Below are 11,941 nucleotides of genomic sequence, written 5' to 3' on the forward strand. Positions count from 1 at the left end.
TCATTCATAGCCCTTCGGAAGAAAGGCTTTCTTATTTATTTCCCCCAGTTCTGAATCTCGCCGCCTATCTCTATCTTCACCTGGTCTGGGTTGTCTGAAATGATGAAGTTGACAAGATGTTCGGTTCCGGGTTTAAACTGGAATCTGCTCTCGTAGAGATAACTTACACCTTTCATTACCACCTCGATGAGTGGTCTTCGGTTTTCGATGCGTTGAGGCACGATGATGGCCGAGTAGATGTAGTCGCTCTCCTGATGGGCGATGATGCTCTGCTGGGTTCCTTTCACATAACGGGTTGCCACGCCTGCCTGAAGGTCGATGGTGGCTGTAGGTACCGTGCTGTGGATGGTTACCTGGGCATGGGTAGGCATGTCTCCCTCAAAGTCTTCGCCCTTGATCAGACGTATCTTGAGCTTGCTCATGATGTGCTTGAAGTTGAGGCTGATAGGAGAGTTGGATGCCTGGATGTTCTTGCTGGTGGCAAAGAGCAGGTCGCTTGCCTCGTAACCGCCGGGTGCAGTTGCCGTCTTCGGGGTACTCTGGTCGAGGGCTACGCTGAAAGGCTGGTCTGTCGTGCTGCTTATGCCCTGGATGTATGGGTAGTAAGCGTAGGCATTGTAGGTGCCTTCGTCCCAATAGAGGGTGCGGGCGGCTTCCCATTTGCTGCCATCGTAGGTGAGCGCTTCGTTGTTCACGAGATTGCCGCCTATTTCGAGTGGAGCCTTGCTTTCTGCCACGTAGAGACCTATCTTGTCGTTTGACTCGAAACTGGTTGCCGTGGCACGGCTCTGGCCGGGATAGTTTACGGCAAAAGTCATCGGCGTAGATTGGGCATCCTTGTAGCGGGAGGTTGTTTCCACCTCCTCGCTACATGAAACCATTCCTAATATAGCCAACGCAAAACTGGCGTATCTTATTATATGTTTCTTCATTTTTTTTCTTGTTTTAATGGTCCATATTCTGATTTACCTTGCCCTCGCCCTTAGCGACGCTTTCTAACCTTTGCCATTTTCAGCGGACTGCCTTTATGGAAGACTGGAGCATGCTGGTAGGTTCCGGATGTGCGCTGGTCGCCATTGCCGCCGAAAGCACGGCTCTCTACGATTCCCGCATCCCGTTTGTCGTTCTTAACGAAATCTTCGAAACTGTAGGTTTCTCCGGCATAAGCCTTGATGCGCTTCACGATACTCTCACGGCTGATGGTACTGTAGTAAGGAATATCGTTGTTCATGCAGGAGTTCGGCTCCGAACGGAATACGCCTCGGTTGTGCATGTAGCCTCCCTCGTAGATGTCTACGATGTCGCTATATCGGTCGTCGAAAATCAGATGACTCCAACCTACGCTATGCATCTTGCCGGTAAGTTCCAGGTTATCAAACCAACCAAGCGATTTGGCTGCGTTGAATTCAAGAACGTGTCCGCAGCAGGTGCAGTCGCAGAAATCGATGAAGGCGTTGTGATAAATGTACTCATCGCCCAACTTTCCGAATCCGTGTCCGCCTGCCTCATGCTGGATGACGCCGCGGGTATCGAGCGGATAACCGTAGGTACTCTGCGGACAGAAAGCAATAGCCGAACCATCTTCCCACATCTGGCAGATGCCGCCGTAATCGGTAGAATTAGGAACCATGATGATCAGGGTCTGATTCAGATTGCCCTTGTTGACGGTTGGAGCGCCCAGAGCATAATCGAATACTTCATCATAATCTGCCTTCAATCCTACGCCACCGGTAAAGGTGGTATTGAATCGGTTGTAGCGGATGGTGTTCACGGTTCCTACACCCGATTCCGTAGAAAGCGGAATGGCGGTATAAACGTTGAAGTAATCACGGTAAGTCTTGTAAGGCTCGATACCGAAGAAATACTCCACTTCCTGCTTGATATCATTCAGATATTTGCCGCTGGCAATATCCTTTGCGTTAAAGCCGTCGCCGAGCAGAACGATGTTGATTCCACCATTATTGCCCTTGGTAGCCTTCTGCAGGGTAATCCATTCGTCCTCGCCATATTCATAACCATACTGCGAAACGCTACATTCGTGGGTGTAGTCTTTGTCCTTCAGTCGGAACACCACCTTTCCATCACGACTATCAGCATTCTTAGCCATTCCCTTGATGGTCAAAGTAACTTCAGTTTTCTTGTTGCCGCTGGCAGGAGAAACCTCACACCAGTCTGGCTTGCTGGCTACTTCCCATTCGCCCTCGGCGTTAATCACCAGTTTCTGCTTATGCTCCGTGCTTAAAGCGCAGGCTACAGATGGGCGGCAAACGAGCTCGTGGTGAGCTGCGATACGCTTGAAGTCTTTCCAGCCTGGTGCTGCCTGATATTGAGAAATGGCAGACTCAGGTACTTCGAGAGTGAAGTTATCTTTGGCTACGCCGTTGAAAGCACCACTCAAAACACGTGCAGGAACCTCTCCCCTGCAAACGATGCTGTAAATGCCAAAATCGTTGGCAAAAGCACCACCATTCTCTCCCCATGTTGGTTCATAACCAATACTAGATAGGCTTTCTGGGAAAATGAGTTGTTCTATACTACGGCAATTAGCAAAAGCTCCAGCACCAATCGATTCTAGCCCATCAGGAAATTCCAAAGTACCCATCAGACGCCAGTTCCCGGCAAAAGCGTTTCTGCCGATAGATACAAGACCTTTTGGTAATTTCAACTCTCCGGAAAAATCACATCCTGCAAAAGCATTTTCTCCAACAGAAGTTAGATTTTTTGGTAAGGTCAGTTCTCCTTTTAGTGGAACATTATTGAATGCGCCTTGATTGATGCTTGTAATTCCGTCATAAAGCTGGAGGGTTCCGTTGAAACCTGTACCGCCAAATGCATTTTGATTGATGGCCTTTACACCTTGTGGAATGATAAGATTTCCCGTAAGGTTGTTGTCGTTACAAAAAGCTCCATCACCTATGTATTCTAGTTTTTCAGGCAAAACTAAATTGCCGTAATAACCTGGATTCGATGCAAATACATTATGACCAATATATTTTAAGCTGTTTGGTAGCTTCAACTCGCAATTGAAGTGGCAACCGTCAAAGGCACCTCCAATATCTACAGCGCCTCCACCTCCAATGTATTCCAATGTTGTTGGAAGAGAGAGCGAGCCTGTTAAGGAATTACACCAAAGAAATGCACTAGGACCGATACGAGTTACTCCCTCTGGTATGATGATAGAACCAGTTAGATTAACACAATCTCTGAAGGCTCTTTCACCAATTCCTGTAAGACTGTCTGGAAGAACGACACGGACTAATGTGTTCTTTTCATCGAATGCACGTTGATGAATTACATATTTTCTCTCGACATCATCATGAGCTCTTTCGCCTGAGAACCATGGTTGTAAACCAAAAGATCCGTACACGATAGCTTCTTTCATATTCAGAGATTGAAGACTGCTCATTTCGTCACGCATAAATTCAAAGTCTGTTGGTCCTATCTCGCCAGTAATCTTAAGATTCTTGAGTTTTGTATAGTCCTTATTAGCCGCAGCAATCGCCTCTTTCAGATGCCCTTTCGTTGAGTTGATAACCACGTACTCCTTCGCCGTAGCATCATGACTTACCTGATCATTCTCCCAAGGAGTAATGCTTTCGCTTACCAAAGTAAGTTTGTAAGCGCCGCTTCCGGTCTGCTTATCTACTTTGATACCGAAGTTCATCATCTTGCCAGATACATAGGTAAATGCCTCGTTCTTAGTGAACTTGTAAGGCACGCCGCTGATGGTGATGCTGAAGAGGGTTGTGCCGGCAGCCACGGTTTGAGGAACCACGATGGTGCGCCACTCGTCGTTAGTACGAGATGGGATGGTCATGGTGTTCTCTACAGCACCTGCAGTCTTGATATCGCCAGTAGAAAGGTTGATGCTTGCCTTGCGGGCTACGTTGGCTGTCAGAACAATCTTCTCCAGATTCGCCCATTCGCCCTCGGCAAAACCGGAACCCTGAATTAGGGTAACACGGGCGTTAGACATGCGATGCGCCATAGGCAAACGGATTACGCTGGTGGTAGGAGCCACATCCGACACCTTGCCCCAGAGAAAATCGCTCGCTTCGTAGCCACCCATTTCGCCATTCTCGGTAGCCTTGCTCTGGTCTTTCTGTACTTCAAACTGATAATCCTCTATGCTCTCAGGGTTGGCAAACGGATAGTAACCATACACATCAATATGCGTATGCTTGTCTTTCCAGAAAAGGTCATAAGCGGAGTTCCACTTATAGTTAGGCTCATCGAAAGTGTGGCGCACATTATCGCCACGGTTGCCGTTTACCTTCAAGGTTCCAGGCTTGTTTCCCTCGTAATCTACGATATAAACGCCCATCACGTCGCCGTTGCAGAAACCGTTGTCGTTGACGCGGGTTACGGCAAGCTGGTCGATATCGCCCGAGAGTTGGATGCGGTTGCTGTCGTGCTGCTCGGTCTTGTCGCCGAAGAAGTCATCGCTACAGCCCGTCAGGAGCATGGCTCCTGCCGCAAGCAGATATAATAAGGTATGTTTTACTCTTTTCATAAATAATTCGTTTTGGGGAGATGACTTTTCTCTAAAAGAAAGATCATCTCGTATTATTTCTAGGATAGAAAATCGTCTGTACTTTTTTATTCGGCTGTACCACCATAGTCGATACCGTCGTCTTCCCACTTGCTGATGTTTACATTCACGCCGTTGCTGGTCTTGCTGAGCGTAACGGTAAACTTATGCATCCTGCCAGCCTCGAAAGCTGAAAACTTGGATGACTTAGGAAGATTGAAATCTCTGCCGTCAACATTTACGGTAATGAGATTTCCCTCGCCTACGGCTTGCGGAATGATGAGCGCCTTGTAGCTGTTGCCTTCTTCCTTGAGCGGAATGAGGTCTGTATCATCGCCCTTGACTGTTACGGCACCTGTAGAAAGATTGGCTGTAGCCTGTGTCTTTAAGCGGTTGATTTTTACGCTAATCTTGGCTGCAGCAAGCGAAGCCTCTGTAAATCCGTTTCCTGCCACGAGGTTGATAATCATCTGGCTCAACACGTGTTTGGCGTCTATTTTTACGGCGCTTTCTGTAGGAGCCGCATCTGTAGTCTTGCCTATCAGAAGTTCGCTAGCCTTGTAGTTCTCGGTTGTACTCTGGTCTGCATTTACAGTCCAAGGCATCGCCTCTATGTTGCTGATAGAACTTGTATATGGATAATAAATGTAGAAATCGGCGGGGGTGCTGTTGTCTTTCCAGTAGGTTGGAGTTGCAGCCTTCCAGGTTCCATCATAGGTGAATTTCGTGTTGTCTATATAGTTACCTGTCGTTTGGAGTGTTGCGGCAGAGCCGTCGGCTTGATGGTTGACAACAAACAGTCCTATCTGGTCTCCCGCTTCGAAAGCCAGATCTGTAGCACGGCTTATCGAAGTGCTGATGTTGATAGGTACTTTTGCTGCAGGGGTAGGCTTTTGTGTCGGGTCCAGTTCGGAACTGCCACCTGAACATGCGGTTAACGCGAGTAGCATGCTCCCTACGATTGCTAGATGCTTCTTCTGTTTCATGATTTCTTTGTTTTATATGATTACTTTTCCTAGGTGTATTTGGAACTGTCAGTTTCATTTACTCTGCAAAGGTATGAAAAAATGTGGTATTATACAAGTTCATAATGGTCCATATATGGAAAAAGTTGCTAAACAACATATTTTCAGAGGGTAAACGGAGGGTAAACTCAAAGCAAGAAGGCAGTTTCCTGCATGTAGGAAACTGCCTTTCTCTTCAAAGTGGGGATTGCCCCGTCTGTTATCTGATGATTTTCATTACATCTTCGATGGTGCGGTTGAATGGTCCGTTGTGCTCCAGTTTGATGGTACACATGGCTGCAGCAAACTTTCCGGCTTCTACCGGATTGGCTCCCTGCAGACGCTTGTAGAGATAGCCTGCCGAATAGGTATCGCCGCATCCCGTAGCATCCACTACTTCATGAGGAGGGTAGGCTGGAATATCATAGAAAGTATCATCTACATAAACCAAAGAGCCCTCGCTTCCCAGCGTGATGATTACTTCGGCTACGCCCCAGGCATGAATCAGCTTGGCGGCTTCCTTCGGGTCCTTCAGTCCGGTAATGGTCTCCATCTCGGTCTCGTTCACCTTCAGATAATAGGTGTTCTTGAGCACCTGGAGCTTGTCCTTCCAGTCGGTAGCGTAAACTTTCTCGTCTCTCACCTCGCGCAGATAGCCCTGCACATCGATGGAAACTTTTCCCTTCTTGGCAAGAAAGGCAACCACTTCTGGCGAGAAATCATCGCTCAACAGACTGCCCAGGTGAAAAACCTTTGCCTCTACATGCTCCAGCTGCTGGATGGTGAAAGGATCTGCCTTGGCAAGCACACGCTGCTTACGGTCGTTAGGATTATCGCCATAAATATTTTCGAAGAAAACCGTATTGCGTGATGGGTTCAAGGTGACATCTATTCCTGCCTTGAGCATCTTTTCAACAGGTTCCTTCTCGGTAGGATCCATCGCCGTAATAAGCGAGAAACTTACATCCTTTGGCAATTGGTTGATGGCGTAGGCAAAATAAAAAGAGGTGCCGCCAGCCATGTAAACCGTACTGTTCGGGGTCACGATTTTATCCTTTGTTACGTGCCCAATACAACAAATATCTTTCATTCTTATTACATTTTACGGATGCAAAGGTACTGCAAATCGAGAATAATACAAAAAAAAATGGGAATTATTTTGTTTTGTTCGCATTTTAATGTACCTTTGCATCGAGAAAAAGCAACTTTTAAAGTTTTATCTAGAATAGATATAAAGAAACATTATGTGGTTTGATAATTTAATCAACGTGCATTCGGCGGTGCAAGGCATCGTCATTCTGTCTTTGATTTGTACTTTGGGTCTTGCCCTCGGCAAGATTCATGTCAAAGGAATCTCCCTTGGCATAGCCTTCGTATTCTTTGTGGGTATTATAGCAGGGCATCTAGGGCTCTCTATTGACCAGAACATGCTGGAGTTTGCAGAAAGCTTCGGCCTTACCATGTTTGTGTATGTGCTGGGTCTTTATGTGGGTCCTAACTTCTTCGGTTCGATGCGTCACGAAGGCATTTCGCTCAATCTCTGGAGTCTGGCTGTCATCCTGGTGGGAACCTTGTTCTCGCTCGGCTTGTGCTGGATTTTGCCAATCAGTCTGCCTGATATGATGGGTATCCTGTGTGGAGCCACAACCAATACGCCTGCCCTTGGTGCTGCCCAGCAGGCGTTGCAGCAGTTGGGCTTGCCTAGCGAAGGTGCAGCTCTGGGCTGTGCCGTTACTTATCCGTTGGGTGTTGTGGGCGTTATCCTGGCGATGATGCTCTTGCGCAAACTCTTTGTGAAACCGGAAGATTTGGAGATTCGCAATAATGATGATGACGACCATACGGCTATCGGACAATATGTAATCGTGAATCCTGCCCTGAACGGCAATACCATAGCAGAGATTACGATGATGACGCATCGCAAGTTCATCATCTCCCGTGTGTGGAGAGGCGAACAGGTGATAGTTCCTCAGGCTGATACGGTTCTTCATACGAATGATAATGTGCTCGTGGTTACCAATAAGGATGAGGTCTCGGCGATGCAGATTCTCTTCGGAAAGAAGGTGGATAAGGAGTGGAATAATGATAAGGTAGACTGGAATGCGATTGATGCGAAGGTAGAAAGCCGCATTATCGTTGTTACCCGTCCTGGACTGAACGGTAAGCGCCTGGGCAGTCTGCAGATGCGAAATTCCTATGGCGTGAATGTGAGTCGAGTGCTTCGTGGTGATATCCGTCTGCTTGCTACAGATGACCTCCGTCTGCAGTACGGCGACCGGCTGACTGTAGTTGGCGACCCTACGAGTATCGACCATGTAGAGCAGTTTCTGGGTAATGCCGTAAAGACCCTGAACGAGCCGAACCTCGGCGCTATCTTCCTCGGAATCATTCTCGGTCTTGCCGTAGGAACCATTCCTCTGGATATTCCTGGAATGACGGCTCCTGTACGTCTGGGTATTGCCGGTGGTCCTATCGTGATGGGTATTCTGATTGGTGCGCTAGGGCCTCGTGTGCATTTCATCTCTTACATGACGCGAAGTGCGGGTCTGATGCTGCGAGAACTGGGTCTTGCCCTCTATCTCGGTTGCCTGGGATTGGCGGCTGGTGGACAGTTCTTCGAGACGGTAGTCCGTCCGGAAGGTTTGATGTGGGTAGGCATCGGTTTCCTTATCACGGTTGTGCCTGTGGTTATCGTAGGTCTCATCATCCTGAAGACCAAGAAGTATGACTTCGGCAGTATCTGCGGAATCCTCTGTGGAAGTATGGCGAATCCGATGGCGCTTACTTACGCCAACGAGACGCTGGATGGCGATACGCCAAGTATCAGTTATGCTACGGTTTATCCGCTCGGCATGTTTATCAGAGTGGTGATAGCTCAGGTTATCGTGATGTTCTTTGTCTGAAAGGACACTGGGTAAACTTTTAGGCACGGCTTTTTAGTTTTTTAGGCACGGATTACACGGATTACACGGATTTTTTTATGATACTATAAATACGCTTTATTCACATTAGCGCCATAAATCCGTGTAATCCGTGCCTAAATCAGTTTAATCCGTGCCTAAATCAAATTTAGAAATCAGCCTTTCTTGTTATAGTCATCTTCTTTCCCGTCATCGGGTGCTCAAATGTGATTTCCTCTGCATGAAGATGCAGTCTTGTAGCCGGCTCGTTGCCGTAGAGCGGATCGCCGATGATAGGGGCATTCAGACCTTCCTGATGAGCACAATGCACTCTCAGCTGGTGCGTCCTGCCCGTTTTAGGATAGAGCGCCAGGCGAAGATGGGTATCGTCTATACGCTCTAGAACCTCGTATTCTGTAATGGCTTCCTTGCCCTGTTCGCGGTTTACCATCTGTCGTGGACGGTCTAGAAAATCTGCTATCAGGGGGAGCGAGATGTAACCTTTTCTGCTTTCTGCTTCTTTCAGAATCCGGTTGCACGATTCCTTGTTTTTTCCGCAAACGATGGCTACGTATTTCTTCTGAACCCGATGATTCAGAAACTCCTTTTGCAGGCGATGATAGGCAAACTCGGTCTTGGCAATAATCATCAGTCCGCTTGTTGCCATGTCCAGACGATGGACGATGAGCGGACCGGTAGCTTCGGGATATTTCCTGCGCATCAGAGCGTAGACGGAAGGCTGGGCTGCATCTTTCCCCGGAACCGAGAGTAAATCTTCGGGCTTATAGATGACTGCCAGTTCACGGTCTTCGTAGAGCGTTTCCACCTTATTATATATAGTAGTTTCGGTCTGTTGGGTTTCAAAGACTGTTTTAGGCAGCATCCAATGTAGTATCGGTTTGCATTTTCCGTTGCAGGCAGGATAAAACTGAAGATGATGTCTGATTTCTTCTTTCGGACTCTCTCCCCACCAGAACATCGCCATCTGCAGAGGCTTGTAGCCATGCTGGTAAGCGTATTGCAGGAGTTTCGGCTCGCAGCATTCTCCACTTCCGGCAGGTGGAATCTTAACCGCCTCGTCCTTGAAAATCTCCAGCAGATCCTTGGTTTCTCCTTCCGCATTCAGCATCTGGAATTTCGAAAACAGCCATTGCTGAAGTTCTTCAGATAACTGTTTGCGGAGCTTTTTCGCCCTGTTCAAGTCCTTTTCGTAGTTTTCATATAGCGTTTCGTACGCCGTCTTTTCGTTTATCGACTTTTTTAGCCTCTTCAGTTCTGCCTTCATAAACTGGCTTTCTTTTATCATCGCCTCTTCCTCTTCCTGGCTCAGAGATTTTCCTGCAGAAAGGGCTTCCTGTCGCCTTGCATCCCGCTTTTCCTTCGCTTCTTTTATCTTTGTCTGGTAGTTTGCGATAACTTCCTGGCGCTTTTGCTGTAAATCATCAATCAGGCTTTTTGCCTTTTTCAGGGTTTTGTTGGCTTCAATCTGTCTGATTTGCTGGTTCAATTCCGAAATCTCAGCCTCATGTTTCTTGAAATATCCGTCGGGTTGAAGATAATCGAAAACGGCTGGCACAAAACCTTCCCAGTCGCTTCTGCCGCCAATCTGTCCGCTATAAGCTCTCAGATAGCCAATCTTACTGTTGTCGGCTTCTACGATAAGTACGCCGAACATCTTTCCACGGTCTATTTCCTCCCGCCAGTCGTTTCGCTGTGAGAGTTCATCCTGCAGCTCCCTGCATGCTTCGATGCAGAGCGGATGAGGTTCGTAGCTGAATGGATTGTTCATCCTTTCAGGTATATTTTGGGGGTTGATATTTTTAAATAATTGCATTTCCATACTGCAAAGGTACACTTTTTATTGCTTTTCTCTTTTTTTTTATAGAAAAAATGAGTTTTTCTGTTATTTTTTTGTTTATTCTAATTTCCGCAACACTATAATTTAATATTTTTTATAAGCACCTGAGCAACAAAAAGTTGCTCAGGATTTTGCCATGTCAGAAATTTCACTTATCTTAGTGTTGCAAAATAAAAACAAACAAAATTCTGAATGACATGGCAAAAGTACAAATAAAATCTGAGAAACTCACTCCTTTTGGAGGAATTTTTTCTATTATGGAGCAATTTGATTCTCTTTTAGCTCAAACAATAGATTCTACCTTGGGATTGAGATGCACATTGTTTGGTTATCAATATAGCGAGATTCTACGTTCTCTGATGTGCGTATATCTTTGTGGTGGCTCATGTATTGAGGATGTTACAACTCACCTGATGAAACATTTATCTCTTCATCCAACTCTTCGCACTTGCAGCGCAGACACCATATTACGTGCTATCGAAGAACTGACCTTTAAGAGCATCACCTATAAGTCTGCTTCTGGCAAATCCTATGATTTCAATACTGCAGACAAGATGAACTGCTTACTGGTCAATGCCCTGCTTGCTACTGGTCAATTGAAATCCGGTCAAGAGTATGATTTTGACTTTGACCATCAGTTCATTGAAACAGAGAAGTATGATGCAAAACCAACCTACAAGAAGTTCTTGGGCTATAGTCCAGGTGTAGCTGTCATTAACGACATGATTGTTGGTATTGAAAATAGAGACGGCAACACAAACGTGCGCTTCAACCAAAAAGAAACTTTGGAAAGAATCTTCAAGCGATTGGAGGCTTCGGAAATATATATTTCTCGTGCCCGCATGGATTGCGGCTCATGTTCGGAGGAAATCGTAGATATGGTAGAGGCTCATTGCAGGTATTTTTATATTCGTGCCAACAGATGCTCTTCTTTCTACGATTCCATGTTTGCCTTAACTGGATGGAAAACTGTTGAAATCAACGGTATTGAGTTTGAGTTGAATTCTATCCTTGTTGAGAAATGGAAAGGAAAACCGTATCGTCTTGTCATACAGAGACAAAGGCGAATAGATGGAGACCTTGACATTTGGGAAGGCGAATATACCTACAGATGTATACTGACTAACGATTACAAGTCGAGTGCAAGAGACATCGTGGAATTCTACAATCTTCGTGGTGGCAAGGAACGCATCTTCGATGACATGAACAATGACTTTGGCTGGAATCGATTGCCAAAATCGTTCATGGCACAGAATACTGTATTCCTGCTTATGACAGCTCTCATCAGAAACTTCTACAAAGCTATTATGCAGAGATTGAAAACCCATGAATTTGGATTGCGTGCCACCAGCAGAATCAAGACCTTTGTTTTCAAGTTCATCTCTGTTCCTGCGAAATGGATTAAGACATCACGTAGGCATGTATTGAACATTTACTCAGACAACAATGCTTATGCCAACCTGTTCAAGACAGACTTTGGTTAAAGACCATGCTTTTCTGGTTAAACCAGCGTATTACCTCAAGTCGCTTTATGGGGTAAGGGGATTTTGTGTCTGCGACATTTCTGTTATGCAAGAAATATGTACAATAAAATGAATTTTGTCGTTTTACAAGCAAAATCCCACTAAACCCTATAGGTTGCGGATTT

General features: G+C 46.3%; 7 protein-coding genes. 2 read left to right on the forward strand and 5 right to left on the reverse strand.

What is annotated here, in order from left to right:
- Positions 1-35 precede the first annotated feature (35 nt).
- The 4 genes from ONT08_RS11360 to ONT08_RS11375 all read right to left on the reverse strand — a co-directional run bounded on the left by ONT08_RS11360 (position 36) and on the right by ONT08_RS11375 (position 6,625).
- Positions 36-932, reverse strand: coding sequence for a fimbrillin family protein (locus tag ONT08_RS11360; RefSeq protein ID WP_264959977.1), 897 nt, complete (start codon positions 930-932; stop codon positions 36-38).
- 50 nt (positions 933-982) lie between these two features.
- Entirely contained in the window at positions 983-4,513 is a 3,531-nt protein-coding gene (locus ONT08_RS11365; protein ID WP_264959978.1) for a fimbrillin family protein, read from the reverse strand.
- Between the two features lie 86 nt (positions 4,514-4,599).
- Positions 4,600-5,517, reverse strand: coding sequence for a fimbrillin family protein (locus ONT08_RS11370; RefSeq protein ID WP_264959979.1), 918 nt, complete (start codon positions 5,515-5,517; stop codon positions 4,600-4,602).
- A gap of 238 nt (positions 5,518-5,755) precedes the next feature.
- Positions 5,756-6,625 (reverse strand): PfkB family carbohydrate kinase, encoded by an 870-nt coding sequence (locus ONT08_RS11375; RefSeq protein WP_117587045.1) that lies wholly within the window; start codon positions 6,623-6,625, stop codon positions 5,756-5,758.
- Positions 6,626-6,779: 154 nt separating this feature from the next.
- On the opposite strand from ONT08_RS11375, the gene ONT08_RS11380 reads away from it, so the two are divergent.
- A complete protein-coding gene (locus ONT08_RS11380) occupies positions 6,780-8,438 on the forward strand; it encodes a putative transporter (RefSeq protein ID WP_254974412.1) in 1,659 nt (552 codons plus the stop codon).
- A 166-nt stretch (positions 8,439-8,604) separates the two neighbouring features.
- Here ONT08_RS11380 and ONT08_RS11385 read toward each other — a convergent pair whose 3' ends face one another.
- Entirely contained in the window at positions 8,605-10,224 is a 1,620-nt protein-coding gene (locus ONT08_RS11385; protein ID WP_264959980.1) for an RluA family pseudouridine synthase, read from the reverse strand.
- Positions 10,225-10,490: 266 nt separating this feature from the next.
- Between ONT08_RS11385 and ONT08_RS11390 the strand changes: the two genes are divergently transcribed.
- Positions 10,491-11,777, forward strand: a complete 1,287-nt coding sequence (locus ONT08_RS11390) for an IS1380 family transposase (protein WP_264958933.1) — start codon at positions 10,491-10,493, stop codon at positions 11,775-11,777.
- Positions 11,778-11,941: the final 164 nt, after the last annotated feature.

The organism is Segatella copri, assembly GCF_026015465.1.
In the GTDB taxonomy this organism is placed as follows: Bacteria; Bacteroidota; Bacteroidia; order Bacteroidales; family Bacteroidaceae; genus Prevotella; species Prevotella copri_E.

What these genes read in the sequence shown, in the direction of transcription:
- ONT08_RS11360 (WP_264959977.1), bottom strand. Translation starts at nt 932, where the DNA reads ATGAAGAAACATATAATAAGATACGCCAGTTTTGCGTTGGCTATATTA.
- ONT08_RS11365 (WP_264959978.1), bottom strand. Translation starts at nt 4,513, where the DNA reads ATGAAAAGAGTAAAACATACCTTATTATATCTGCTTGCGGCAGGAGCC.
- ONT08_RS11370 (WP_264959979.1), bottom strand. Translation starts at nt 5,517, where the DNA reads ATGAAACAGAAGAAGCATCTAGCAATCGTAGGGAGCATGCTACTCGCG.
- ONT08_RS11375 (WP_117587045.1), bottom strand. Translation starts at nt 6,625, where the DNA reads ATGAAAGATATTTGTTGTATTGGGCACGTAACAAAGGATAAAATCGTG.
- ONT08_RS11380 (WP_254974412.1), top strand. Translation starts at nt 6,780, where the DNA reads ATGTGGTTTGATAATTTAATCAACGTGCATTCGGCGGTGCAAGGCATC.
- ONT08_RS11385 (WP_264959980.1), bottom strand. Translation starts at nt 10,224, where the DNA reads ATGAACAATCCATTCAGCTACGAACCTCATCCGCTCTGCATCGAAGCA.
- ONT08_RS11390 (WP_264958933.1), top strand. Translation starts at nt 10,491, where the DNA reads ATGGCAAAAGTACAAATAAAATCTGAGAAACTCACTCCTTTTGGAGGA.